The organism is Streptomyces bathyalis (assembly GCF_015910445.1).
GTDB lineage: Bacteria > Actinomycetota > Actinomycetes > Streptomycetales > Streptomycetaceae > Streptomyces > Streptomyces bathyalis.
Genome location: NZ_CP048882.1, coordinates 6,214,525 through 6,240,361 on the forward strand (window position 1 = coordinate 6,214,525; position 25,837 = coordinate 6,240,361).

At 70.0% G+C, this 25,837-nt stretch carries 17 protein-coding genes; 13 read left to right on the forward strand and 4 right to left on the reverse strand.

Annotation, left to right across the window (positions count from 1 at the left end; all coding sequences use genetic code 11):
• Positions 1 to 200: 200 nt before the first annotated feature.
• Positions 201 to 797 carry a methylated-DNA--[protein]-cysteine S-methyltransferase gene (locus G4Z16_RS26905; protein WP_197353212.1) on the reverse strand — a complete coding sequence of 199 codons (597 nt, stop codon included), beginning with the start codon at positions 795 to 797 and terminating at the stop codon, positions 201 to 203.
• A 270-nt stretch (positions 798 to 1,067) separates the two neighbouring features.
• Entirely contained in the window at positions 1,068 to 1,958 is an 891-nt protein-coding gene (locus G4Z16_RS26910; RefSeq protein ID WP_197353213.1) for a glycerophosphodiester phosphodiesterase, read from the reverse strand.
• A gap of 186 nt (positions 1,959 to 2,144) precedes the next feature.
• On the opposite strand from G4Z16_RS26910, the gene uvrB reads away from it, so the two are divergent.
• From uvrB to G4Z16_RS26930, 4 genes are all read left to right on the forward strand, one after another.
• Entirely contained in the window at positions 2,145 to 4,265 is a 2,121-nt protein-coding gene (gene uvrB, locus G4Z16_RS26915; protein WP_197353214.1) for an excinuclease ABC subunit UvrB, read from the forward strand.
• 184 nt (positions 4,266 to 4,449) lie between these two features.
• Positions 4,450 to 5,028, forward strand: coding sequence for a TerD family protein (locus G4Z16_RS26920; protein ID WP_197353215.1), 579 nt, complete (start codon positions 4,450 to 4,452; stop codon positions 5,026 to 5,028).
• Between the two features lie 84 nt (positions 5,029 to 5,112).
• Positions 5,113 to 7,074 carry a TerD family protein gene (locus G4Z16_RS26925; protein WP_197353216.1) on the forward strand — a complete coding sequence of 654 codons (1,962 nt, stop codon included), beginning with the start codon at positions 5,113 to 5,115 and terminating at the stop codon, positions 7,072 to 7,074.
• 232 nt (positions 7,075 to 7,306) lie between these two features.
• Positions 7,307 to 8,263 carry a TerC family protein gene (locus G4Z16_RS26930; protein ID WP_197353217.1) on the forward strand — a complete coding sequence of 319 codons (957 nt, stop codon included), beginning with the start codon at positions 7,307 to 7,309 and terminating at the stop codon, positions 8,261 to 8,263.
• 94 nt (positions 8,264 to 8,357) lie between these two features.
• On the opposite strand, the gene G4Z16_RS26935 is transcribed toward G4Z16_RS26930, so the two are convergent.
• Positions 8,358 to 11,630 (reverse strand): phosphodiester glycosidase family protein, encoded by a 3,273-nt coding sequence (locus G4Z16_RS26935; RefSeq protein WP_197354944.1) that lies wholly within the window; start codon positions 11,628 to 11,630, stop codon positions 8,358 to 8,360.
• A gap of 570 nt (positions 11,631 to 12,200) precedes the next feature.
• Positions 12,201 to 15,128, reverse strand: a complete 2,928-nt coding sequence (gene uvrA / locus G4Z16_RS26940; RefSeq protein ID WP_246531092.1) for an excinuclease ABC subunit UvrA — start codon at positions 15,126 to 15,128, stop codon at positions 12,201 to 12,203.
• 219 nt (positions 15,129 to 15,347) lie between these two features.
• Here uvrA and G4Z16_RS26945 point away from each other — a divergent pair, with 219 nt between their 5' ends.
• The 9 genes from G4Z16_RS26945 to tpiA all read left to right on the forward strand — a co-directional run bounded on the left by G4Z16_RS26945 (position 15,348) and on the right by tpiA (position 25,688).
• Positions 15,348 to 16,076, forward strand: coding sequence for a maleylpyruvate isomerase family mycothiol-dependent enzyme (locus G4Z16_RS26945; protein ID WP_197353219.1), 729 nt, complete (start codon positions 15,348 to 15,350; stop codon positions 16,074 to 16,076).
• Positions 16,077 to 16,251: 175 nt separating this feature from the next.
• Positions 16,252 to 16,908, forward strand: a complete 657-nt coding sequence (locus G4Z16_RS26950; RefSeq protein WP_028435609.1) for an MBL fold metallo-hydrolase — start codon at positions 16,252 to 16,254, stop codon at positions 16,906 to 16,908.
• A 165-nt stretch (positions 16,909 to 17,073) separates the two neighbouring features.
• Positions 17,074 to 19,083 carry an excinuclease ABC subunit UvrC gene (gene uvrC / locus G4Z16_RS26955; RefSeq protein WP_197353220.1) on the forward strand — a complete coding sequence of 670 codons (2,010 nt, stop codon included), beginning with the start codon at positions 17,074 to 17,076 and terminating at the stop codon, positions 19,081 to 19,083.
• Positions 19,084 to 19,243: 160 nt separating this feature from the next.
• Positions 19,244 to 20,137, forward strand: coding sequence for an RNase adapter RapZ (gene rapZ, locus G4Z16_RS26960; protein WP_197354945.1), 894 nt, complete (start codon positions 19,244 to 19,246; stop codon positions 20,135 to 20,137).
• Positions 20,138 to 20,154: 17 nt separating this feature from the next.
• Entirely contained in the window at positions 20,155 to 21,207 is a 1,053-nt protein-coding gene (locus G4Z16_RS26965) for a gluconeogenesis factor YvcK family protein (protein WP_197353221.1), read from the forward strand.
• Positions 21,198 to 22,175 (forward strand): DNA-binding protein WhiA, encoded by a 978-nt coding sequence (gene whiA / locus G4Z16_RS26970; protein ID WP_045864271.1) that lies wholly within the window; start codon positions 21,198 to 21,200, stop codon positions 22,173 to 22,175. The genes G4Z16_RS26965 and whiA overlap by 10 nt, the downstream gene beginning before the upstream one ends.
• Before the next feature lie 248 nt (positions 22,176 to 22,423).
• A complete protein-coding gene (gap, locus tag G4Z16_RS26975; RefSeq protein WP_197353222.1) occupies positions 22,424 to 23,428 on the forward strand; it encodes a type I glyceraldehyde-3-phosphate dehydrogenase in 1,005 nt (334 codons plus the stop codon).
• 150 nt (positions 23,429 to 23,578) lie between these two features.
• Positions 23,579 to 24,793, forward strand: coding sequence for a phosphoglycerate kinase (locus tag G4Z16_RS26980; RefSeq protein WP_197353223.1), 1,215 nt, complete (start codon positions 23,579 to 23,581; stop codon positions 24,791 to 24,793).
• A gap of 118 nt (positions 24,794 to 24,911) precedes the next feature.
• Positions 24,912 to 25,688, forward strand: coding sequence for a triose-phosphate isomerase (gene tpiA, locus G4Z16_RS26985; RefSeq protein ID WP_197353224.1), 777 nt, complete (start codon positions 24,912 to 24,914; stop codon positions 25,686 to 25,688).
• Positions 25,689 to 25,837: the final 149 nt, after the last annotated feature.

Genomic DNA, 25,837 nt, shown 5'->3' on the forward strand with positions numbered 1-25,837 from the left:
GGCGGCGCAGACGCGCCAGCTCGGCGCCCCGCGGCAGCGGGAGGGTGCCGGCAGGGTCGGCGGAGCTGTCAGGTGCGTCCGCGGCGTTGTTGGTGTCGGTCACGTCGGGCAGTCTGCCAGCCGGCCGCGCACGGGCCTACGGGGTTTCGAGCCTCGCCCGGACCGGTTGCCGCAGGCATGCGGCACCTCGTACGCCGGCATCAGAACAGGGGCTCCGGAAGCAGCCCCTCGAGCGCCAGCAGGGTGCGTTTGGTCTCCAGGCCCCCGCCGAATCCGCCCAGGCCGCCGCCGCTCTCGACGATCCGGTGGCACGGGACGACGACCGGCAGCGGGTTCGACCCCATGGCCATGCCGACGGCCCGGGCGGCACCGGGCTCGCCCACGCGGTCGGCGAGATCCTGATATCCGGCGGTGGCCCCGTACGGGACGGACGCGAGCAGCTCCCGCAGCACCTTCTCGTTGAAGCCGCCGGAGAGCGACCAGTCGAGGGGGACCGTGAACTCGCGGAGCTCACCGCGGAAGTAGGAGTCCAGCTCCGCCGCGGCGAGAGCGAGGACGTGCCCGCGGGCCGGACCTTCCGGGTCTGCCGCCTCCGCGGGCGCCTGGACGTGGACCGGTGGCGACCCGAGCCTGCCGGTGAGCCGGTCGAGGGTCCGGTCCGCCGTGGCCCGGTCGGCGTGGAAGACGACACCGACCAGGCCCTCGTCGGTCGCGGCGAGCAGCAGGGGGCCGACAGGGGTCTCCCGCACCGTCCAGATACAGGCGCGGGCTGCCGTACTCGCCGTTGTCTCAGTCATGCGGGAACCCTAGAGGTCACCTCTGACAGCGACCGCTTCGCGATGGACGGCCGCAGGAGGTGCTGAGGGGGGTTGAGGGTTCACAGCGGTCGGGGGGACATGTGGGGGACCGGGGGGACAGAAGCGGAAGGGGAGTGGGGGACGGCGTGAAGAGGACCGTGGGGAGGGCCCTGAAGAGGACCCTGAAGTGAAAGGGTCCGGCGGGGGATACGGACGTGAGGGCGCTGTGGGGGGTGCTTCGCCGGCGCGACCTCGGACCGGCGTTCCGGGTCACCCGCCCGTCGCGTCCCGCACGACGTCCGGGAAGTTGCTGATGATGCCGTCCACTCCGGCCGCGTCGACCTTGCGGGCGGTCGCCGCGTCGTTCACCGTCCAAGTGAGGACCTGCATCCGCTTCCCGAGCGGACCCTTCCGCGCGTGCACCGCCTCGACGTATTCCTTCGTCGCCGCGGAGTGCGTCGGGTTGATCTGGTCGGTGAACTTCGCGTACGAGTCCAGCTCCGAGACCTTCGGGTTGCCCAGGAACCCCGTCTTGACCCGGCTGTTGAGGACGTGGGTCATCTTGACCGAGTCGGCGTTGAAGCTCTGGATGATGAGCTTGCTCTTCAGGTGGGAGCTGTCGAGCCAGCCTTCACTCTTCAGCTCTCTCAGGGTCTGGTACTCGATGCCGGGGTAGATCTCCGGGGACTTCAGCTCCAGTAGCAGCTTCTGGCCGTTCTTGGAGATCTGCTTCAGGTACGTCTCCAGGGTGGGGACCTTCTCACCCTTGTAGTCGTCGCTGAACCAGCTTCCCGCGTCCAGACGGGCGATCTCCTTGGCCGTGAAATCGGAGACGTTCCACGGCGAGCGGGTCGGGTAGAGCTTCTCCACGTTCGTGGTACGGGCGAGCGTGGTGTCGTGCATGAGGACGAGTTCGCCGTCCTTGGTGCGCTGTACATCGGTCTCGGTCCAGTCGAAGCCGAGCTTGTCGGCCTTGTTGACCGCCGCGAGCGTGTTCTCCGGCGCGTAACCGGAAGCTCCGCGGTGGGCGACCGTGGTGGGCGCCCGGTCGCTCATGCTGTCCTGCCGCGCGGCCGCGTGGGCCGGGGATGCGGTGAGGGTGAGGGCAGACACACCCAGGAGCACGCCGGTGGCGGCGGCTAGTGCACGGCGCATCGACATACGGGAACTCCTCGCGTTCGTGCGAACACTGTCGGCTAGAGACTTCCCGTTGTGCGATACACGGAAGCAGAACCGGAGTGGCGTGGGTGTGAACGTGATGCGACGCTTCGGTCCCACTGCGTGATGGCATCGGCCGCGTCCCGCTGGTTGAGGCCGTTGTCAGAGGTGGGTCGTACCGTTGTCTGCATGCGGCCGCAAATCCAGATCGAACGCACGGTGGCGCCTTTCGAGGTCGTCAGCCCCTATAAGCCCAGCGGTGACCAGCCCACCGCCATCGACGAGCTGGCGCAGCGCGTCGGCGGTGGCGAGAAGGACGTGGTGCTGCTCGGGGCGACGGGCACCGGCAAGTCGGCCACCACCGCCTGGATGATCGAGAGGCTCCAGCGGCCGACGCTGGTGATGGCGCCGAACAAGACCCTCGCCGCCCAGCTGGCCAACGAGTTCCGCGAGCTCCTCCCGAACAACGCGGTGGAGTACTTCGTCTCGTACTACGACTACTACCAGCCGGAGGCGTACGTCCCGCAGACGGACACCTACATCGAGAAGGACTCCTCCATCAACGAGGAGGTCGAGCGACTGCGGCACAGCTCGACCAACTCGCTGCTGACACGGCGCGACGTGGTCGTCGTCGCCTCCGTCTCCTGCATCTACGGTCTGGGCACCCCCCAGGAGTACGTCGACAGGATGGTGCCGCTCAGGGTCGGGCAGGAGACCGACAGAGACGATCTGCTGCGCCGCTTCGTCGAGGTTCAGTACACGCGCAACGACATGTCGTTCACGCGCGGCACCTTCCGTGTGCGCGGCGACACCATCGAGATCTTCCCGGTCTACGAGGAACTGGCCGTCCGCATCGAGATGTTCGGCGACGAGATCGAGGCGCTCTCCACGCTCCACCCCGTGACGGGCGAGGTCATCTCCGACGACGAGCAGCTGTACGTGTTCCCCGCCTCTCACTACGTGGCCGGGCCGGAGCGCATGGAGCGGGCCATCACAGGCATCGAGGCCGAGCTGGGGGAGCAGCTGGAGTCGCTCGAGAAGCAGGGGAAGCTGCTGGAGGCGCAGCGGCTGCGGATGCGCACCACGTACGACATCGAGATGATGCGCCAGATCGGCACCTGCTCGGGCATCGAGAACTACTCGCGCCACATCGACGGCCGCGACCCGGGCACCGCCCCGCACACGCTGCTGGACTTCTTCCCCGACGACTTCCTCCTCGTCATCGACGAGTCGCACCAGACCGTTCCCCAGATCGGCGCGATGTACGAGGGCGACGCCGCCCGTAAGCGCACCCTGGTCGAGCACGGGTTCCGGCTGCCCTCCGCGATCGACAACCGGCCGCTGAAGTGGGAGGAGTTCCTGGAGCGCATCGGCCAGACCGTCTATCTCTCGGCGACCCCGGGCCCGTACGAACTCTCCCGCGGCGACGGCTACGTGGAGCAGGTGATCCGCCCGACCGGCCTCGTCGACCCGGAGGTCGTGGTCAAGTCGACCGAGGGCCAGATCGACGACCTGGTGCACGAGATCCGCACCCGTGCGGAGAAGGACGAGAGGGTGCTGGTCACCACCCTCACCAAGAAGATGGCGGAGGATCTGACCGAGTACTTCCTGGAGTTGGGCATCCAGGTCCGCTATCTCCACAGCGACGTCGACACGCTGCGCCGCGTCGAGCTGCTGCGGGAGCTGCGCTCCGGGGAGTTCGACGTGCTGGTCGGCATCAACCTGCTGCGTGAGGGACTCGACCTGCCGGAGGTGTCGCTCGTCGCGATCCTCGACGCGGACAAGGAGGGCTTCCTGCGCTCCGGCACGTCCCTGATCCAGACGATCGGCCGCGCCGCGCGCAACGTCTCCGGCCAGGTGCACATGTACGCGGACAAGGCGACTCCCGCCATGGAGAAGGCCATCGAGGAGACCAACCGCCGCCGCGAGAAGCAGATCGCGTACAACAAGGAGCGCGGCCTCGACCCCGAGCCGCTGCGCAAGAAGATCGGTGACATCGTCGCCGACATCGCCCGCGAGGACATCGACACCGAGCAGCTGCTCGGCTCCGGATACCGCCAGGAGCACAAGGCAGGCGACCGCAAGGGCAAGGCGCCCGTCCCGGCCAAGTCGGCCGGCCGGAAGGAACGCGGCGCCGAAGTCCTCACCGACCGCCCCGCGAGCGAACTGGCCGAGACGATCGAGGAGATGACGGAGCGGATGCGCGCCGCCGCGGCGGAGCTCCAGTTCGAGATCGCGGCCCGGCTCCGCGACGAGGTGTCGGAACTGAAGAAGGAGCTGCGGCAGATGAGGGAGGCGGGGCTCAAGTAGCGGCGGCAGCCGATGCCGCCCGACGCCGGCCGGGCAACGTCCGGTCCGTCGCGTCGCACGTGAGTGTTGCAAGAGCGACACAAAGGAGTACGTCCTGACCGGGCGCTTCGCGTGCATGCGTAGGGTCGGAGCGTGACCGCCATCGCAAGCGGGATGGCAGCAGAAAGTCGAGAGGGGTAAGCACGTGTCGGTGAACTTGTCCAAGGGACAGGCCATCAGTCTGACGAAGAACGACGGTGGCGACCTGTCGGCAGTGCGCATGGGACTCGGCTGGAAGGCTGCCCCGCGCCGCGGCCTGTTCGGCAAGCGCAGCAAGGAGATCGACCTCGACGCCTCGGCGGTGCTCTTCGCGGGCACGGAGCCCAAGGACGTCGTCTTCTTCCGGCACCTGGTCAGCGACGACGGCTCCGTCAGGCACACCGGCGACAACCTCGTCGGCGGTGCCGGTCAGGGCGGCGACGACGAGGCGATCACGGTGGACCTGCAGCGCGTTCCGGTCCACATCGACCAGATCGTCTTCACGGTCAACTCCTTCACGGGGCAGACCTTCGCTGAGGTGGAGAACGCCTTCTGCCGCCTGGTCGACGAGACCAACGGCGAGGAGCTGGCGCGGTACACGCTCACCGGCGGCGGCGAGTACACCGCGCAGATCATGGCCAAGGTGCACCGGCAGGGCAACGGCTGGCAGATGACGGCCGTCGGCGCACCGACCAACGGCCGTACGTTCCAGGACCTGATGCCCGCGATGGTGCCCCACCTCTGAGCCGGGGCAGCGGCAGGCAGCAAGGGGGCGCGGCCGCGGCGGCAGCGGCGGTCGTGGCCGGACCGTGAGACTTGGGGGGAGAGGATGACGGCCGAGCTGGTACGAGGGCAGAACCACCCCTTGCCCGGAGCCCGTCTGGAGATCCGGGTGTCCGTGGAGCGGCCGGTCATCGCCGGTGCGACGCTCAATGACGAGCACGGCAGGATGCGGGAAGAGACGTGGATAGCTCACCCGGCCCGGCCGCAGCTGCCCGGGCTGGAGGTGTCGCGGCAGGCCGCGGCCGAGCACCGGCTGGCCGTGGATCTCGACGCCCTTCCCGGCGAAGTCCACCGCGTCAACGTGCTGCTGGCTCTGCCCGCGGTGGCGGACGGTCCGGCACGCTTCGGTGAGCTCGCGCCCCCGACCGTGACCGTGACCGAACTCGACGGTGACGGGATCGCGAACTGCACGCTCACCGGCCTCGACGCCGAGTCCGCCGTCCTGGCCCTGGAGCTCTACCGGCGCCAGGGCAGCTGGAAGGTCCGCTCGGTCGGGCAGGGCTACGCCGGCGGGCTCTCCGCGATGCTCGCCGACCAAGGGCTCGCCCGCGCACAGGAGTTGGCCACGACGATCAATGAGGCGGTCGCGGCGGGCCGCGCCCGGTCCGTCGCTCCGCCCCCGCCCCGTACGGACGGGGAGCGCTCCCGCGAGGCCACGGTCGGCGGCGCGAGAGGCGTCGCCGAGGGTGCCGCGGACATCGGCGTCCCGGGCGACGGGCGCATCAGCTACCAGCATCCCGGTCGCGCGTCCGCGCCGCCGCCCACTTCACCCCCGTACCCGGCCGCGGCCCCCTCCGCGGCGCCGCCGCCGGCCCCGGCCGCCCCCGGCGGCAGCGGCGGTCCGTATGTGCCGGTCGCCGGCGATGCCACCGGCTGGAGCATGGACGAGCGGCTCTACAACCAGATCTGGGACATGTTCGAGGACTTGGCCCGCACGGTCGCCGCCTACCGCTCCGCCGTCGACTTCGCCGAGTCGCGGATGGAGCAGGAACTCGACAAGGTGCTCTCGGATCCGCGGACCCGCGTGGGCCCGGCCGCCGACTCGGCGCGCGACGAGGCACGCTCCAAGCAGGCCCGGCTCGTCGAGCAGGCCCGTGAGGTGCTCGACCGTGACCTGGGGCAGCTGTGCGCGGAGGCCGAGGTCGTCGAGCCCGCGCTGCCGCCCGCGTACGCCCGGTGGGACAACCCCGTCTGGCACGGCTACCAGCCGCCCACGCAGACGCCGATGGCCATGCGCCTGGGCGACCTGTGCCTTCCCGAGAGCGCGGGCCTGCGGATCCCGATGCTGGTGCGCCTGCCGCTGGAGCGGGGTCTGTGGATCGACAGCGGCCGCAGCGGCCAGGCCGGCTCCTCCGCGGCCGGCCCGGCGGCGGCCTCGGTCGTCGGTCAGGACGAGCTGCGCCGGCTCGCGGCCGAGACCGCGACCGCCGTTGCCGCACGTCTGGCTGCGGTCTATCCCGCGGGCGACTTCACGCTCCACGCGATCGACCCGGCCGGCTCCGCGCAGGCCGCGCTCGCGCCGCTCATCGACAGCGGCGTGCTGCCGGAGCCGCCGGCCGCGGGCGCCGCCGGAGTGAGCAACGTGCTCGAACAGCTCACCCGCCGCGTCGACCTGGTGCAGATGGCCGTCCGCAGCCGCGCCACCGACTCACTCCCCGCGGACCTCGACACCGCCGAACAGCTCCTCGTCGTCCACGACTTCCCGCACGGATTCGACGACCGTGCCGTCACGCAGCTGCGGTACCTGGCCGACGAAGGCCCGTCCGTCGGAGTGCATCTGATGATGGTCGCCGACCGTGACGACGCCCGCGCCTACGGGCCCGTGCTCTCGCCGCTGTGGCGGGCGCTGCTGCGCATCACGCCCGTACCGGACGATCATCTGGCCGATCCCTGGGTCGGCCACCACTGGACGTATGAGCCTCCGCTCGTGCCGCACGGAAGCCAGGTGCTGACACAGGTGCTGAGCCAGGTCGCGTCCGCGCGGCGCGCACACGGCACGGAGGGCTGAGCCAGGGTCAGTTCGTACGGCCCGCACCTCTGGCCAGCATCTCTTTACGTTTCTTTGGTGTTGCTTTACTGTTCCTTGTGCGGAGGGGAGTACTCCCAGAACCCAGCGGCGTGCCCGTCAGTACGGACCGGACGTGACCGGTCCCGGGGCGCCGGCCGGCCGGCACTTGCGGTGCCAGCCAGGTGGAGGAGACCTCCGGCCGATGTGAGCACGCGAGCCGGAGGATGAGTACATGGATGTCTCCCTGACTGTCTGGGCGCTGACGATCGTGGGCCTCTGCGCCCTCATCGCGGCCGACTTCTTCATCGGCGGCCGCAAGCCGCACGAGGTCTCCCTCAAGGAGGCGGCGGTATGGACGACCGTCTGGATCGTCCTCGCCGGCGTCTTCGGGCTGGGGCTCTGGCTCTTCGGGACGGGCAAGGCGTCCGGTGAGTTCTTCGCGGGATTCCTCACCGAGAAGTCGCTGAGCGTCGACAACCTCTTCGTCTTCGTGCTCATCATGGCGAAGTTCGCCGTTCCGGCGATCTATCAGCAGCGCGTGCTGATGGTGGGCGTCCTGATCGCGCTCGTGCTCCGGGCCGTCTTCATCGCCGCCGGCGCCGCGATGATCTCGGCCTTCTCGTGGATCTTCTTCGTCTTCGGTGCGTTCCTGATCTGGACGGCCTGGAAGCTCATCCAGGAGGCCCGTGAGGACAACGAGGAGGAGTACGAGGAGAACCGCTTCATGAAGCTGATCGAGCGGCGCTTCCCCTCCACCGACCAGTACCACGGCACCAAGCTGTTCATCGTGGAGAACGGCAAGCGGCTGATGACGCCGATGCTCATCGTGATGCTGGCCATCGGCTCCACGGACGTCCTTTTCGCGCTGGACTCGATCCCCGCGATCTTCGGGCTCACGCAGGACCCGTACATCGTCTTCACCGCCAACGCCTTCGCCCTGATGGGCCTGCGCCAGCTGTACTTCCTCATCGGGGGCCTGCTGAAGAAGCTGGTGCACCTGTCGTACGGGCTGTCGGTCATCCTCGGGTTCATCGGCGTCAAGCTGGTGCTCCACGCGCTGCACGAGTCCGGTGTCCCCGTGCCGGAGATCAGCATCCCGGTGTCGCTGGGCGTCATCTGCGCGGTCCTCGTCGTCACGACCCTCACGAGCCTCGCTGCCACGCGCGGCAAGAAGGACGTGGAGGTCTGAGCCGTACCGGCTCGGGGGCCCACCCGGCCCGACGCACACCCGGCTCGCGGGCGTACCGGGCCGAGCCCGGCACGCCCGTCGAGGCGGACAGGAATCAGCGGGTGATACTCACCTGCCTCTCCGCCCGCTCACCGGCCACCTCGACCGTGAGCGTGACCGTTCCCGGCCGGTGAGCGGTGAGTGTGCCGGTCCGCGGATCGTACGAAGCCGCGCAGCGGACCTTGGTATCGTCCGCGGCGCTGCGGCCGCCTCTCACGCAGAGGTTGCCGGAACCGGACCAGTCCGCGCTCAGAGGCCAGGCCACCGGCACCTTCCGCGCCGACTCGCCCTCTCCCTGGGTGACCGTGGCTGCCGCATGGGCAGATTCGCCCACCCGCATCCCGCCCGGTGCCTCCATCGTGAGGCCGTCCACGTGCGCCCTGGTCTGGGCGGCCAGCCAGTCCCCGCCGTGCCGCTGTGCGTTCTGCTCGACGCCGAGCAGCGACCAGCCCGTGAAGCCGCCGCGGGAGGGCGGCGCGGCAGGTGACTTCCCGGAGTTGCCGTTGACCAGATACGGGACGCCGTCGACCCGCGACGCGTCGAAGACGCCCACGTGTGCCCCGATGAACGCCGCTCCCTTGCCCGAACGGGCGCGGAAGTCGCCCAGCCAGTCCTCCAGCAGGTCGGCTTCCATGCGGTCCGTGAGCTGGCTCGCCTGCTGCCCCGTCGGGTCCCGTGGCGGCACATGCTGCACGACCGCAATGGACGAGACGGAAGGATCGTTCTCGGCGTCGTCCAACTGCCTCCGCAGCTCCTGGAGTTGGGTGTATCCGCCCCCGCGCACCGTCAGCGACGAGGTGTCGAGCGTGATGAACCGGGTGCCCTTGTGGTCGAACGTGCGTTGCGCCGCGCCGAATTCGGCGGTGAAGTTCGCGATGCTGCCGCCCATCACCTCGTGATTCCCGGGCACGTAGATCCAGCCGACGGCGTCTCCCAGTTCCTCCTCCAGCACGCGGCGTGCAAAACTGAGATCCTCCTTCGACCCCTCGTCGACCAGGTCGCCGTTGATGACGACGAAGTCCGGTCCGGCGGCACGGATCTCCCTCAGCGTGCGGCGTGCCTGCCGTACCACGGCGCTGTCCGGATCACGGGCCACGAACTGCGCGTCGGACATCACCGCGAAGCGCCAGTCGCGCCCCGCCACGTCGGCCGCCGTCGAGATCAGCGGATCGTGCGGGCGCTCGGTCTCCGGCAGTTCGACGTCGGGCGGTACGCGTGCCGTCAGCTCGTCGAGGACGACCTCACCGGTGTACTGCTCGGCGGGTCTGGTCTCGGCGAGGTAGAAACGGTGCAGCCGCAGCGGGTAGTTGACGGTTTCCGGCACCTCGAAGGTGATCTGCTGCCAGCCCTCCTCGGTGAGGTGCTCGCCGCGCAGCACCTGGTCGGTACCGCCTGCGTCCTTCAGGTGCAGCGAGGGCCAGGCGCCCTTGCCGTCGCTCCTTATCCACATGGTGAAGCTCTGCGGCTGCCCCGGCACGGGCACCTCTGCCGGGGGCGTCGCGTACGCGGCGCGTGTGGCGGTCGAACGGCTGAAGTCGTACGTCATTCTCAGCCCTGTGCCCTCCTTGCCCTCCGGGTCGGCCGCGAGGGAGCCCTCGGCACGCGCGGCGCTGAACTTCCAGTCCGCGGCGTCGTCGAAGCCGGCTGTCCTCTCGTCGTGGAGGCCGACCGTGACCGCGAGCTTCGTGGTGCGGCCCTTGACGTCGACGGTGACGATCCCGGACGCCGACTCCTGTCCGGGCCTGGCCTTCACCGTGAAGCCGCCGCGGGCGTCGTCCGGCGAGATGGAGAACAGCGAACGGTCGTACCGCAGACGGGCGTCGGCCGGATCCACGGGAGCGCTGGTGCCCTGGGCGTCGAAGCCGATGACGCCGAAGGAGCCCTCTGCCCCGCCGTCCTCAAGCCCGACGCGTTCGCGGGTGGGGCGAATGCGGTCCAGCTCGCCGACGACGGACAGATGCGTCGAACCCCGTGCGCCGCCCTGGTGTGCGGTGACCTTCGTCGAACCCGTGCCACGGGCGTGGAAGACACCCTCCCCGTCGACCCGTCCGACACCCGGCCGGTCCGAAGACCAGCGAGGGGTGCCCTCGGCCGGTCCGTAGGACTCGTCGTAGCCGGCCGCGGTCAACTTCCGCGTCAGGCCCTGGAAGACGCGGTCCGGGTGGCCGACGGGCATGTTGTCTGCGGTGGGCGCGGAGGCCGGATCGGCGGCCGTCTCCACCCAGAAGTGCTTGAGCGCGCCGCTGCCCACCGGGGAGGTCAGCGCCACACCGTTGGGCACCTCACGCTCCTCCCCGTCGGACGGCGCGTTCTCCAACTGCAGGTCATCGGTGCCCGGTTCGCGTGCGAGGAGGGTGGACGAGCCGCCGCCGTCGAGGTTGAGCGCGTTGTATGCGCCCAAGTCCTTCATCATCAGGGCGAGTTCGGTGAGCGTCACACCGCCGGACGCCGCCTGGCGGCCGTCCACAGACATCACGTGCATCGTCGAGCCGTCCTTGGAGAAGCCCACGGCCGTGCGCGGTGCCGTCGCGTTGTTGGGCCTGCCCTCCCAGTTCTGCGGTTGCCCGTCGACGACGAGCAGGCCACGCCCGCCGACCGCCGTGCGCGGAACGGCGCTGCCGTCGTCCGTACGTACGTGGTACTCGAGCGAGACCCGGTCGCCCACCTGCAGTCCGTCGAGCGTCTTCGCACCGGTGTCCCGGCCGACGAGAACCGTGGTGCCCTCGGCTATCGGGCCGCTGCCGGGCTCGTCGAGGATCCGGCTCACACGGCCGTGCCGCAGCAGCACCTCCGTGGATTCGGGGTCGCTGTCGGTGGTGAGGGCCCGGTCGGCCTCGCCCCACCGGGAGTTGTAGGCGCCGATGCCGTTCTCGGGGACGTTGGCGGCGTTGTACGCGGTCAGCGGCTGCTTGCCGCCGGGGAGGGTCAGGGTGCCCTCGAAGTAGAGCGCCAGGACCCGGCCCGCAGCGTCCGGTCCGAAGCCGAGGGACTCGCTGTTGCCGGCGGCGGGCGAGTGCGTGACCTTGCCGTTCCGCACGCCGGGACCGAGCGGCGCCCCGGTCTCGTCGATGTCGAAGAAGTCGGAGTTGAAGGCCGCCACCGTGCGGCGGCCCTCGCCCGGGTCGTGGTTCTCGGCCTGCTCGCTCAGCGGCGCACGGGTGGAGACCTCACCGCTGGAGAGGTAGTCGGCGCGGGTGCCGCCGTCTCTTCGGCCTCCGAGATCCACGCTGAGGGCGTCCGCCCGCAGCCACTTGTCGGACTCCAGCCGCTGGAAGGACGTGAGCCGGGCACCGGGTGCGACCGGACGGCTGGTGCGGGAGATCTCCATGCCGTCGCCGTCCGGGATGCCGGTCGGTGCGGGAGCCGTTGCCGCTGCCTGCGCCGCGGCGGTCCGTGCGGCCGTGGGGGGTGCGGCCGGTGCGGTGTCGGCCGAAGCGGGCTGTACGGCCGTCAGAAACGAAAAAGCGGTCACTGCGGGGAGCAGCGACCGCGCGAGGACTCTTCTGCGTACGTTTACTCGTATCACAACATCCCCTGTGAACACGGGTGTTCCATGCGCTTCTGCGCACAGCGCCGCAAAGGGTCTCAGCGGTCACCGGGCGGCACCAGATCCCGGGAGGAAATTCGAACAATGGCTGTAAACACGCCAACTGCCCGTCCGGGGCGCGCAGTTGGAGAAAGGAGCAGTGAGCGACGCCGAAGGAGCACGTCAAGGAGAGGAGAGGGCCGGAGGAGGATTCCGGTGTGGCATTCCGCCGGACCACCCGGCCCGCGAACGAGAGCGGCGGCGGGGAGTTCGCGGACCCGACCGCGAACTTCCCGCCGCCTCAGCGGAATTCAGATGTGGCTTCCCGTGCCGTGACGGGGGAGGGGCTCGCCCGCCCCCGGACCGCCACCTCTACTGCTTCGCCTTCGACGCCCGCTTCCGCGCGCCGGCACCGGACGTGGCCTTGCGCGCCGCCGTCGGCGGTGCGTCGCTCACCCGGTCACCCAGCACGTCCCGCAGGAACTTCCCGGTGTGGCTCGCCGGAATCGCGGCCACCTGCTCCGGGGAGCCCTCGGCGACGATCAGACCACCCGCGTACCCGCCCTCGGGGCCCATGTCGACCACCCAGTCCGCGGTCTTGATGACGTCCAGGTTGTGCTCGATGACGATGACCGTGTTGCCCTTGTCGACCAGCCCGTCGAGCACCGAGATGAGCTTGCGGATGTCCTCGAAGTGCAGCCCCGTCGTGGGCTCGTCGAGCACGTACACGGTGCGCCCGGTCGAGCGCTTCTGCAGCTCGCTCGCGAGCTTCACGCGCTGCGCTTCACCGCCGGAGAGCGTCGGTGCCGGCTGCCCGAGCCGTACGTAGCCCAGCCCCACGTCGTTGAGCGTCCGCAGATGACGGGCGATCGCGGGCACCGCCTCGAAGAACTCCGTCGCCTGCTCGATCGGCATCTCCAGCACCTCGGAGATGTTCTTGCCCTTGTAGTGGACCTCGAGCGTCTCCCGGTTGTAGCGCGCGCCGTGGCAGACCTCGCACGGCACGAACACGTCCGGCAGGAAGTTCATCTCGATCTTGATCGTGCCGTCACCGGAGCAGTTCTCGCACCGGCCGCCCTTGACGTTGAAGGAGAAGCGCCCCGGCTGGTAGCCGCGCACCTTCGCCTCCGTCGTCTCCGCGAAGAGCCTCCGCACGTGGTCGAAGACGCCCGTGTACGTCGCAGGGTTGGAGCGCGGGGTGCGCCCGATCGGCGACTGGTCGACGTGTACGACCTTGTCCACCAGGTCGTCGCCGTCCACGCGGGTGTGCCGGCCGGGAACCGACTTGGCGTTGTTCAGCTCCCGCGCGAGGTGGGTGTACAGGATGTCGTTGACGAGGGTCGACTTGCCCGAACCGGAGACGCCCGTCACCGCCGTGAGCACGCCGAGCGGGAAGGACGCGTCGATGTCGCGGAGATTGTTCTCGCGTGCGCCGCGCACGATCAGCTGCCGCTCGGGATCGGCGGGCCTGCGCACAGCAGGCAGCGGGATGCTCTTCCTCCCGGCCAGGTAGTCACCGGTGACCGACTCGGCGGTCTCCAGCAGCTCCTTCATCGGGCCGCTGTGCACGACCTTGCCGCCGTGCTCGCCCGCGCCCGGGCCGATGTCCACGACCCAGTCGGAGGCCTTGATGGTGTCCTCGTCATGCTCGACGACGATCAGCGTGTTGCCCAGGTCCCTCAGCCGCACCAGCGTCTCGATCAGCCGGTGGTTGTCGCGCTGGTGCAGCCCGATCGACGGCTCGTCCAGCACGTACAGCACACCCACCAGACCCGAACCGATCTGCGTGGCCAGGCGGATGCGCTGCGCCTCGCCGCCGGAGAGGGTCCCGGCGGCGCGGTTGAGCGAGAGGTAGTCGAGGCCGACGTCGACGAGGAAGCGCAGCCGCTCGTTGACCTCCTTCAGGACCCGCTCGGCGATCTTCTTGTCCCTGTCGCTGAGCGTCATCTCCCGCAGGAAGTCGGCGCATTCGCTGATCGACATCGCGGAGATCTCCGCGATCGACTTCCCCTGCATCGTCACCGCGAGCACGATCGGCTTCAGCCGCGTGCCGTCACAGGTGGGGCAGGGCACCTCGCGCATGTAGCCCTCGAAGCGCTCCCGGCTGCTGTCGGTCTCCGCCTCCTGGTGCCGCCGCTTGACGAACGGCACGACGCCCTCGAAGGCCGTGGTGTAGGCCCGCTCCCGGCCGTACCGGTTGCGGTAGCGCACCTCGATCTGGGTCTTGTGCCCGTACAGCAGTGCCTTCTTGGCCCGCTGCGGCAGTCCGGCCCACGGGATGTCCGTACGGAATCCGAGCGCGTCGGCGAGCGCGCCGATGAGGCGGCCGAAGTAGTCCCGCGTGTGTCCGTGCGACCAGGGGTGCAGAGCCCCCTCGTCGAGCGACTTCTCCTCGTCCGGGACGATCAGCTCGGCGTCGACCTCCATGCGCGTGCCGATGCCGGTGCAGTCCGGGCAGGCGCCGAAGGGGGAGTTGAAGGAGAAGGTGCGCGGCTCCAGCTCCTCGAACGACAGGTCGTCGTACGGGCAGTAGAGGTGCTCGGAGAACATCCGCTCGCGCTGGGGGTCGTCCTCGTCCAGGTCGACGAAGTCGAGGATGACCATCCCGCCGGAGAGCCCGAGCGCCGTCTCGACCGAGTCCGTCAGCCGCCGCTTCGCGCCCTCCTTCACGGTGAGCCGGTCGACGACGACCTCGATCGTGTGCTTCTCCTGCTTCTTCAGCTTCGGTGGTTCGGACAGCTGGATCGTCTGCCCGTCCACGCGTGCCCTGCTGTAGCCCTTCGTCTGAAGCTCGTTGAAGAGGTCCACGAACTCGCCCTTGCGCTCGCGCACCAGCGGCGAGAGCACCTGGAAGCGGCTGCCGGGTTCCAGGCCCAGCACCTTGTCCACGATGGCCTGCGGCGACTGCCGGGCGATGGGCCGGCCGCACTCCGGGCAGTGGGGCTTGCCGATGCGGGCGAAGAGCAGCCGGAGGTAGTCGTAGACCTCGGTGATCGTGCCGACCGTCGAGCGCGGATTGCGCGAGGTCGACTTCTGGTCGATGGAGACGGCGGGGGAGAGGCCCTCGATGAAGTCCACATCCGGCTTGTCCATCTGACCGAGGAACTGCCGGGCGTACGCGGACAGCGACTCGACGTAGCGGCGCTGCCCCTCGGCGAAGATCGTGTCGAAGGCCAGGGAAGACTTGCCCGACCCCGACAGACCGGTGAAGACGATGAGCGAGTCGCGCGGGAGGTCGACCGAGACATTCCGGAGATTGTGCTCGCGAGCGCCACGGACAAGGAGACGGTCAGAGGCCACGCCGGTTGGCACCTTTCGTGTGAGAAGCAGGGTGCCCCGACTGCGCAGGAGCCCCCCGCTCAAGACTAGAGGCGGTGCCGCCCGAGTGTGTCCCGGACAGTGTCGGTACCGCCTTGAGAGCTTATAGTACGTGTATTCGATTCTGGGTCTCCCTCGCGGGAAGTTCCGCGGTTCGCGCCGTCTTCCACCCGAAGGAGTGGCGGGGCTAGCTTGGGGATCATGACGCAGCCAGCGAACCCCGCCGCTCCCGTGCCCGACCCCTCAGCCGACGCCGCTGCCGTACGCGCCGCCACCGGCCGGCTGCTAGCGGCCGTCGAACAGCTCGACGACGCCACCGCGTCCAAGCCCTCGCTGCTTCGCGGCTGGACCCGCGGCCATGTGCTGGCACACGTCGCCCGCAACGCGGACGCGCTGCTCAACGCGCTCGCCGCGCGGCCCATGTACGCCAGCGCCGAGAGCCGCGACGCCGACATCGAGCGCGACGCGCACAGGAGTGTCGCAGAGCACCTCCTGGACCTGCGCGAGAGCGCGGCCCGTCTCGACGGCGCCTTCGGCGCACAGCGCGACCAGGACTGGGAACGAACCGTGGAACTCCGTAACGGTGTGACGGACCACGCGTATTCCCTGCCCTTCCGCCGCTGGATCGAGGTGGAGCTCCACCACGTCGACCTGGGCATCGGCTACGCCATGGACGATCTGCCCGCGACGTTCATCGAGCGTGAACTGGCCAACATGGCGCGGCGGTTCTCCGGCCACCCCGATCTCGCCGTGCCCGTCGAACTGCGCACGGAGGACGGCGTCACCTGGCACACGGGCGCGCCCGACGGCTCCGCGAAGACGGCGGTCGTCGCCGGCAGCCCCACCGCCCTGGTCGCCTGGCTCACCGGACGCAGCACCGGCTCCGGGCTCTCCGCACGCGACCCGCTGCCCGATCTGCCGGCTCTCTGACGGGCCGGGGCGGGCGGTTCGGCCGCTGCGCGCGGGTGCCGCCCGCGCCCAGGGGCATGCCACTGCCTGCGCCGTCCCCGGATTCCCACGCCTCGCCGCAGCCCACGGCATGTCCTCATATCCGCCACGCCTCCGCTCTGGCGCCCGCCCGCGGGGCACGGCCTAGGGTGTCCCCATGGCTTACACCGGAGAGGTGCAGGTCGGGGGACCTGCCGACGTGCACGAGCTGACCGACCTGATGATCTCCAAGGTCGCGGTCGGCCCCATGAACAACAACGCATACCTGCTGCGTTGCCGAAGGACGGGCGAACAGCTGCTGATCGACGCGGCCAACGAGCCGGAGACACTGCTCGAACTCATCGGCTCCGACGGGATCGCCTCCGTCGTCACCACCCACCGGCACGGGGACCACTGGCAGGCCCTCGCCCCGGTCGTCGAGGGCACGCAGGCCCGTACGTACGCGGGCCGCTACGACGCCGAGGGAATCCCGGTGGGCACCGACGTGCTCGTCGAGGACGGCGACACGGTGAAGGTCGGCGAGGTCGGGCTGACGGCACGCCACCTCGTGGGCCACACGCCCGGCTCCATCGCCCTCGTCTACGACGACCCGCACGGGCATCCGCATCTGTTCACAGGCGACTGCCTCTTCCCCGGCGGCGTCGGCAACACCCATGACGATCCTGAGGCGTTCGCGAGCCTGCTGCACGACGTCGAGACCAAGCTCTTCGCCGAACTCCCCGACGAGACCTGGGTCTACCCCGGTCACGGAGGTGACACGACGCTCGGCGCCGAGCGCCCCAACCTGGACGAGTGGCGCAAGCGCGGCTGGTGACGGCCCCTTCCTGACGCCGCGGCAGGCGGGGCCCTCCGCCCGGATCCCGGGCGCGGGACCCCGCCTCCGCGCTCCGCCGCCGGTCTCTCCGCCGTGGGGGCAGGCGGGGGGCCCGGACGGAGGCAAGGCGAAGGTCTGTCAGGGCACGGACGTAGGCTGTGCAGCATGGCAGACCCCTCCAGCTACCGCCCCGAACCGGGCGAGATCCCGGACTCACCGGGGGTCTACCGGTTCCGTGACGAGCACGGCCGGGTGATCTACGTCGGGAAGGCCAAGAGCCTGCGCCAGCGGCTCGCGAACTACTTCCAGGACCTGGCCGGTCTCCATGTGCGTACCCGCACGATGGTCACCACGGCCGCGTCGGTGGAGTGGACGGTGGTCTCCACGGAGGTCGAGGCGCTCCAGCTGGAGTACTCCTGGATCAAGGAGTTCGCGCCCCGGTTCAACGTCAAGTACCGCGACGACAAGAGCTATCCGTCCCTCGCCGTCACCCTCAACGAGGAGTATCCGCGGGTCCAGGTGATGCGCGGCCCCAAGAAGAAGGGCGTGCGCTACTTCGGTCCGTACGCACACGCCTGGGCGATCCGCGAGACGGTCGACCTGATGCTGCGTGCGTTTCCCGTACGCACCTGCTCCGCCGGTGTCTTCAAGCGCTCCGCCCAGATCGGCCGCCCCTGCCTGCTCGGGTACATCGGCAAGTGCGCCGCGCCCTGCGTCGGGCGCGTCACCGCGGAGGAGCACCGCCAACTCGCCGAGGAATTCTGCGACTTCGTCGCCGGGCACACCGGTTCGTACCTGCGCCGCCTGGAGCGGGAGATGACGCAGGCCTCCGAGGAGATGGAGTACGAGAAGGCGGCGCGGCTGCGCGACGACATGGACGCGCTGAAGCGCGCGATGGAGAAGAGCGCCGTCGTCCTCACCGACGCGACCGACGCCGACCTCATCGCCGTCGCCGAGGACGAGCTGGAGGCCGCGGTCCAGATCTTCCACGTGCGCGGCGGCCGCGTACGGGGCCAGCGCGGCTGGGTCACCGACAGGGTCGAGGAGATCGGCACACCCGAGCTGGTCGAGCACGCGCTCCAGCAGCTCTACGGGGAGGAGCGCGGCGAGGGCGTCCCCAAGGAGGTGCTGGTGCCGGCGCTGCCCGACCCGCCGGAGCCGGCCGCCCAGTGGCTCGGCGACCGCCGCGGCTCGGCCGTCAGCCTGCGCGTGCCGCAGCGCGGCGACAAGCGCGCCCTGATGGAGACGGTCGCGCGCAACGCGCAGCAGGCGCTCGCCCTGCACAAGACCAAGCGCGCCTCGGACCTCACGACGCGCTCGCGGGCGCTGGAGGAGATCGCCGAGGGCCTCGGCCTCGACTCGGCTCCGCTGCGCATCGAGTGCTTCGACATCTCCCACTTCCAGGGTGACGACGTGGTCGCGTCCATGGTCGTCTTCGAGGACGGCCTGGCCCGGAAGAGCGAGTACCGCCGCTTCCAGATCAAGTCCGTCGCCGGCCAGGACGACGTCCGCTCGATGCACGAGGTCGTCAGCCGCCGCTTCCGCCGCTACCTCCAGGAGAAGCGCCGCACCGGCGAGTGGGGTGGCGAAGGGGACGAGCCCGGCGAGGGCGAGGGTCCGGAGCCCGCTGAGGCAGAAGGCGGCGGGACCCCGGGGCGTGACGAGGACGGCAGGCCGAAGAAGTTCGCCTACCCTCCCCAGCTCATCGTCGTGGACGGCGGGCGCCCTCAGGTCTCCGCCGCACGCAGCGCGATGGACGAGCTGGGCATCGACGACGTCGCCGTCTGCGGGCTGGCCAAGCGCCTGGAAGAGGTCTGGCTGCCCGGCGAGGAGGACCCCCTCGTGCTGCCACGTACGAGTGAGGGCCTCTACCTCCTCCAGCGCGTCCGCGACGAGGCGCACCGCTTTGCGATCAGGTATCAGCGCAGCAAGCGCTCGAAGACGATGAAGGCGAGCCCTCTCGACGCGGTCCCCGGGTTGGGGGCATCCCGTAAGCAGGCCCTGCTGAAGCACTTCGGCTCCCTCAAGCGGCTTCGGGCGGCGACCGTGGACGAGATCTGCGAGGTGCCGGGTGTGGGCCGCAAGACGGCGGAGGCCGTCGCTGCGGCGCTCGTCACGAAGTCCTCCGGGCCGGCGGTGAACACAGCGACCGGTGAGATCGTTGAAGAACAGTGAGCCACGACGTCGGGGGGCGAACAGCATGAACAGGCAGCAGGATCAGGAGCGGGAACAGCACTCCCGCCCGGAGGCGGAGCCGGCGGAGCCCGGCCCGGCCACCGGAACGGGACCGGACCCGGGTACGGGACCGGGCACGGCCAGGGACGCGGGTACGGACATGGACACGGTCACGGACGGGCCGGGCGAGGCGGTGATCCCCGAACTCGTGATCATCTCCGGGATGTCGGGCGCGGGCCGCAGCACCGCGGCCAAGTGCCTGGAGGATCTCGGCTGGTTCGTGGTCGACAACCTGCCGCCCGCGCTGATCCCCACGATGGTCGACCTCGGCGCACGCTCGCAGGGCAACGTCGCGCGCATCGCCGTCGTCGTCGACGTACGGGGGCGGCGCTTCTTCGACAACCTGAAGCAGTCCCTGGCGGACCTCGCGCAACGGCAGGTCAAGCGCCGCATCGTCTACCTGGAGGCGAGCGACGAGGCGCTGGTGCGGCGCTTCGAGTCGGTGCGGCGCCCCCACCCGCTGCAGGGCGACGGCAGGATCGTCGACGGCATCGCCGCCGAGCGCGACCTGCTCCGGGAGCTGCGCGGCGACGCCGACCTGGTCATCGACACCTCCGGCCTCAACGTCCACGAGCTGAGGGCCAAGCTGGACGCCCGTTTCGCCGGCGACGAGGAGCCCGAACTCCGCGCCACGGTGATGTCTTTCGGGTACAAGTACGGGCTCCCGGTTGACGCCGATCTCGTCGCCGACTGCCGCTTCCTCCCCAACCCGCACTGGGTGCCCGAGCTGCGCCCGTACAACGGCACCAGCCCCCAGGTCTCGGAGTACGTGTTCGACCAGCCGGGCGCGAAGGAGTTCCTCGACCGCTACGCCGAACTGCTCCAGCTCATCGCCGCGGGGTACCGCAGGGAGGGCAAGCGCTACGTCACCATCGCGATCGGCTGCACGGGCGGCAAGCACCGCAGCGTCGCCGTCTCGGAGAAGCTGGCCCGCCGGCTCTCCGGTGCCGGCGTGGAGACCGTCGTGGTGCACCGGGACATGGGACGTGAATGAGGACGTGAGAAGCGCGAATGCCTCGTAGGACCATCCGGCTGCGGCGTCCGGTCGGCACGCGGTCGGGACAGCGCGGCACCCAGCCGAAGGTCGTGGCACTCGGCGGCGGGGCTGGCCTGTCCGCCTCGCTCACCGCGCTGCGCCGCATCACAGGGGACCTGACCGCCGTCGTCACCGTCGCCGACGACGGCGGCTCCAGCGGCAGGCTCCGGGACGAGCTCGGTGTGCTGCCCCCCGGTGATCTGCGCAAGGCGCTCGCGGCGCTGTGCGGAGACGACGAGTGGGGCCGCACTTGGGCCGAGGTCATCCAGCACCGCTTCGTCAGCCGCGGCGACATGCACGACCACGCGGTGGGGAATCTGCTGATCGTCGCCCTCTGGGAGCAGCTCGGGGACCACGTCCAGGCCCTCGACCTGGTGGGCAAGCTGCTCGGGGCGCACGGGCGGGTGCTGCCGATGTCCGCCGTCCCGCTGGAGCTCCAGGCGCTGGTGCGCGGCCACGACCCGGAGCGCCCCGACGAGGTCTCGACCGTGCGCGGGCAGGCCAACGTCGCGCTCACCACGGGCGAGGTGCAGCAGGTGCACCTCGTTCCGCACGATCCGCCCGCCGTCTCCGAGGCCGTCAAGGCGGTGCTGGACGCGGACTGGGTGGTGCTCGGCCCGGGCTCGTGGTTCTCGTCGGTCATCCCCCATCTGCTCGTTCCGGAACTGCTCGACGCGCTGACGCAGACCAAGGCCCGCAAGGTGCTTTCGCTCAACCTCGCTCCGCAGCCGGGAGAAACGGAAGGTTTCTCCCCGCAGCGTCATTTGGACGTTTTGGCCCGACACGCCCCTAAACTCGCCTTCGACGTGGTGCTGGCCGACGAGGACGCCGTTCCCGACCGGGACTCCCTGTGTCAGGCCGCCGAGCGGCTCGGAGCGACAGCACAGCTGTCACCGGTCGCGGCGGCCGGAGGCGCCTCCCAGGGCGAAGGCCCCGCGGGAGGCGCAGCCAGGCACGACCCGGAGCTGCTGGCCGCCGCGTACGACCGTATTTTTCGGATGCATGGAAGGATCGGCCCATGGCGATGACGGCTGCGGTGAAGGACGAGATCTCCCGACTCCCCGTCACCCGGACCTGCTGCCGGAAGTCCGAGGTCTCGTCGATCCTGCGGTTCGCGGGCGGCCTGCACCTGGTGAGCGGGCGGATCGTGATCGAGGCGGAACTCGATACGGGCATCGCGGCCCGTCGCCTGCGCAAGGACGTACTGGAGATCTTCGGGCACAGCTCCGACCTGGTGGTGATGGCGCCCGGCGGTCTGCGGCGCGGCAGCCGCTACGTCGTGCGTGTCGTGGCCGGGGGTGACCAGCTGGCCCGCCAGACGGGGCTCGTGGACAGTCGCGGCCGTCCGATCCGGGGTCTTCCACCGCAGGTGGTCTCGGGGGCCACCTGCGACGCGGAGGCCGCGTGGCGGGGCGCGTTCCTCGCACACGGATCGCTGACGGAGCCGGGCCGCAGCTCCTCCCTGGAGGTCACCTGCCCCGGTCCCGAGGCGGCGCTGGCCCTGGTCGGCGCGGCGCGCAGGCTCCAGATCGCGGCGAAGGCGCGCGAGGTGCGCGGCGTGGACCGCGTGGTCGTCCGTGACGGTGACGCCATCGGCGCGCTGCTGACACGGCTGGGCGCCCACGAGTCGGTGCTGGCGTGGGAGGAGCGGCGGATGCGCCGCGAGGTCCGCGCCACCGCGAACCGGCTCGCCAACTTCGACGACGCCAATCTGCGCCGTTCGGCGCGTGCGGCGGTCGCGGCCGGCGCACGCGTGCAGCGCGCGCTGGAGATCCTCGCCGACGACGTGCCCGAGCACCTGGCCGCGGCCGGCCGGCTGCGCATGGACCACAAGCAGGCGTCACTGGAGGAGCTGGGCGCGCTGGCCGACCCGCCGCTGACGAAGGACGCCGTGGCCGGCCGGATCCGGCGGCTGCTGGCGATGGCCGACAAGCGGGCCCAGGACCTGGGGATTCCGGGTACGGAGACCAGCCTCACGGAGGAGATGGTCGGCTGACCTCCCCCTCGGCCCTCCGGGCCTGGGGCACCCACCCCGGGCCCGGCCGGGATCCCGGGGTGTTGCACTGCCCGATCCGCTTCGACCCTCTGTCCGCACCCCGTCCCCGGCGCCCTGTCACGGCCCGTGGACCCCGGGTGGCCGATGTCACCGTAAAGAGTGGAGCGCGGTAGGGTCGGGAGCGGTCGGGGACATCCCATACAGCTTTGCCGGTGTCCGTACCGGCGTACCAACGAGGAGATCGGTTCGTGACGATCCGCGTAGGCATCAACGGCTTCGGCCGCATCGGTCGCAACTACTTCCGCGCACTGCTCGAGCAGGGGGCGGACATCGAGATCGTCGGTGTCAACGACCTGACCGACAACGCGACCCTGGTACATCTGCTGAAGTACGACAGCATCCTGGGACGCCTCAAGCAGCAGGTCAGCCACACCGACGACACGATCACGGTGGGCAACCAGACCTTCAGGACGATGGCGGAGAAGGACCCGGCCCAGCTGCCCTGGGGCGAGCTGGGTGCCGACATCGTCGTGGAGTCCACCGGCATCTTCACCAAGCGCGAGGACGCGGCCAAGCACCTGGCCGCCGGCGCGAAGAAGGTCCTCATCTCGGCGCCCGCCAAGGAAGAGGACATCACCGTCGTCATGGGCGTCAACGAGGACTCCTACGACCCCGCCAAGCACCACGTCATCTCCAACGCCTCCTGCACCACCAACTGTGTGGCGCCGATGGCGAAGGTCATCGACGAGAACTTCGGCCTGGTCAAGGGCATGATGACGACCGTCCACGCCTACACCAACGACCAGCGCATCCTGGACTTCCCGCACAAGGACCTGCGCCGCGCCCGCGCCGCCGCCGAGAACATCATTCCGACCTCGACCGGCGCCGCCAAGGCCACCGCTCTCGTGCTCCCGCAGCTCAAGGGCAAGCTGGACGGCATCGCCATGCGTGTGCCGGTGCCCACGGGCTCCGTCACCGACCTGGTCCTGGAGCTGGACCGCGAGGTGAGCAGGGACGAGATCAACGCCGCCTTCCAGAAGGCCGCCGAGGGCCAGCTGAAGGGCGTCCTGGAGTACACCGAGGACCCGATCGTCTCCTCGGACATCGTCAACTGGCCCGCGTCCTGCACCTTCGACTCGGCACTGACGATGGTCCAGGGCAAGCAGGCCAAGATCGTCGGCTGGTACGACAACGAGTGGGGCTACTCCAACCGTCTCGTCGACCTGACGACCTTCGTCGGCGACAAGCTCTGAGCGTTCCCCCCGGGGAAGCCGATCAGCGCCGAGAGATGGCAGACCGTAGCAGGGCTCGCAGGGCGCGATGACGCGCCCTGCGAGCCCTGCTGCATTGAGGTGCCACGTGGGACACCGAGGGCCTGAACTCCAAGGAGAACAGCAGCAAGCATGAAGACGATCGACGAACTCATCGCCGGGGGAGTGGCCGGCAAGCGGGTCTTCGTCCGCGCCGACCTGAACGTCCCGCTGGACGGGGAGACCATCACCGACGACGGCCGCATCAGGGCCGCCGTACCCACCATCCGCAAGCTGGCCGACGCGGGCGCCCGCGTCGTCGCCGCCTCGCATCTGGGCCGGCCCAAGGGGGCACCCGACCCGCAGTTCTCGCTCGCCCCGGTGGCGAAGCGGCTCGGTGAACTCCTGGGCGCGGACGTCACGTTCGCCTCCGACACGGTCGGCGAGAGCGCCACGGCAGCGGTGGAGGCGAGCACCGAGGGCAGCGTGACCCTCCTGGAGAACCTTCGCTTCAACCCGGGCGAGACCAGCAAGGACGACGCCGAGCGCGCGGCCTTCGCCGGTGAACTCGCCGCGCTCGCCGACCTCTACGTCGGTGACGGCTTCGGTGCCGTCCATCGCAAGCACGCCTCCGTCTACGACCTGCCGGCACGTCTTCCGCACGCGGCCGGCGGCCTCATCGCCACCGAGGTCGGCGTGCTGAAGAAGCTCACCGAGGACGTGAAGCGGCCGTACGCGGTCGTGCTCGGCGGGGCCAAGGTCTCCGACAAGCTGGGCGTCATCGAGCACCTGCTGCACAAGGCCGACCGCATCCTCATCGGAGGCGGCATGGCCTACACGTTCCTGAAGGCACAAGGCCACGAAGTGGGCGGCTCGCTGCTCCAGGAGGACCAGATCCCCGCCGTCAAGGGCTATCTCGAGCAGGCGGAGAAGCTGGGCGTGGAGTTCGTGCTGCCGGTGGACGTGCTGGTCGCTGAGAGCTTCCCCGACCTCAGGACGAAGGCGCCGGCGTCGCCGGAGACGGTCCCCGTCAGCACCATCCCCACCGGCCTGATGGGTCTGGACATCGGCCCGGAGACCCGCAAGCTGTACGCCTCGAAGCTCGCCGACGCGGCGACCGTCTTCTGGAACGGCCCGATGGGCGTCTTCGAGCACCCCGACTACGCCGAGGGCACCAGGGCCGTCGCACAGGCGCTGCTGGACAGCGGCTCGTTCAACGTCGTCGGTGGCGGCGACAGCGCTGCCGCCGTCCGCCTGCTCGGCTTCGACGAGAACGCATTCGGCCACATCTCGACCGGCGGCGGTGCGAGCCTCGAGTACCTCGAGGGCAAGACGCTGCCCGGCCTCGCCGCGCTGAAGGACTCGTGAGCGACGTGTGTGCGGCCGCCGAGCCGCACGCCGCAGTCTGCCCGCACCTCTGCTCCCCCTGCCTTCGGTGCGCGGTACTCCCAGCCCGCCGGAGAAGCGAACAATGGAGGACTGACTCTTGACCACCCGCACCCCGCTGATGGCGGGCAACTGGAAGATGAACCTGAATCACCTCGAGGCCATCGCACACGTCCAGAAGCTCGCCTTCGCCCTGAACGACAAGGACCACGCGGCCGTCGAGGTCGCGGTCCTGCCGCCCTACACCGATCTGCGCTCCGTCCAGACCCTGGTGGACGGCGACAAGCTGAAGATCAAGTACGGGGCGCAGGACCTCTCCGCGCACGCCTCCGGCGCGTACACCGGTGAGATCTCCGGCGCGATGCTGGCCAAGTTGAAGTGCTCGTTCGTCACCGTCGGCCACTCCGAGCGCCGCCAGTACCACGCCGAGGACGAGCCCCTGGTCAACGCCAAGGTGAAGGCCGCCTTCGCGAGCGACCTGACGCCGATCCTGTGCGTCGGCGAGGAGCTCGCGGTGCGCGAGGCGGGCGACCACGTCGCCCACACGCTGGCCCAGGTCGACGGTGCGCTCAAGGACGTCGCCGCCGAGCAGGTGTCGACCCTCGTGATCGCGTACGAGCCCGTGTGGGCCATCGGCACCGGCAAGACCTGCGGCGCCGACGACGCGCAGGAGGTCTGCGGTGCCATCCGCGCCCGCGTCGCCGAGCTGTACGGGCAGGAGGTCGCGGACGCCGTTCGTATCCAGTACGGCGGCTCGGTGAAGTCCGGGAACGTCGCCCAGATCATGGCGCAGCCCGACATCGACGGTGCGCTGGTGGGCGGTGCCTCGCTGGACGCGGACGAGTTCGTCAAGATCGTGCGCTTCCGCGACCAGTGACACGTCACCGCGCAGGTGGTGGCGCGTAGCCCGAAAGGGCAGGCGTATGACGGCGGGCCGTGACCCGTCGTAGGCTGTCGGGGGCCGGGCGTGCGTCCGGCCCCCGTACATGTGAAGTCTTTCCCGCGAAGTCCGAGAGAGTTGGTCCA

What these genes read in the sequence shown, in the direction of transcription:
- G4Z16_RS26905 (WP_197353212.1), bottom strand. Translation starts at nt 797, where the DNA reads ATGACTGAGACAACGGCGAGTACGGCAGCCCGCGCCTGTATCTGGACG.
- G4Z16_RS26910 (WP_197353213.1), bottom strand. Translation starts at nt 1,958, where the DNA reads ATGTCGATGCGCCGTGCACTAGCCGCCGCCACCGGCGTGCTCCTGGGT.
- uvrB (WP_197353214.1), top strand. Translation starts at nt 2,145, where the DNA reads ATGCGGCCGCAAATCCAGATCGAACGCACGGTGGCGCCTTTCGAGGTC.
- G4Z16_RS26925 (WP_197353216.1), top strand. Translation starts at nt 5,113, where the DNA reads ATGACGGCCGAGCTGGTACGAGGGCAGAACCACCCCTTGCCCGGAGCC.
- G4Z16_RS26930 (WP_197353217.1), top strand. Translation starts at nt 7,307, where the DNA reads ATGGATGTCTCCCTGACTGTCTGGGCGCTGACGATCGTGGGCCTCTGC.
- G4Z16_RS26935 (WP_197354944.1), bottom strand. Translation starts at nt 11,630, where the DNA reads ATGGAGATCTCCCGCACCAGCCGTCCGGTCGCACCCGGTGCCCGGCTC.
- G4Z16_RS26945 (WP_197353219.1), top strand. Translation starts at nt 15,348, where the DNA reads ATGACGCAGCCAGCGAACCCCGCCGCTCCCGTGCCCGACCCCTCAGCC.
- G4Z16_RS26950 (WP_028435609.1), top strand. Translation starts at nt 16,252, where the DNA reads ATGGCTTACACCGGAGAGGTGCAGGTCGGGGGACCTGCCGACGTGCAC.
- uvrC (WP_197353220.1), top strand. Translation starts at nt 17,074, where the DNA reads ATGGCAGACCCCTCCAGCTACCGCCCCGAACCGGGCGAGATCCCGGAC.
- rapZ (WP_197354945.1), top strand. Translation starts at nt 19,244, where the DNA reads ATGGACACGGTCACGGACGGGCCGGGCGAGGCGGTGATCCCCGAACTC.
- G4Z16_RS26965 (WP_197353221.1), top strand. Translation starts at nt 20,155, where the DNA reads ATGCCTCGTAGGACCATCCGGCTGCGGCGTCCGGTCGGCACGCGGTCG.
- whiA (WP_045864271.1), top strand. Translation starts at nt 21,198, where the DNA reads ATGGCGATGACGGCTGCGGTGAAGGACGAGATCTCCCGACTCCCCGTC.
- G4Z16_RS26980 (WP_197353223.1), top strand. Translation starts at nt 23,579, where the DNA reads ATGAAGACGATCGACGAACTCATCGCCGGGGGAGTGGCCGGCAAGCGG.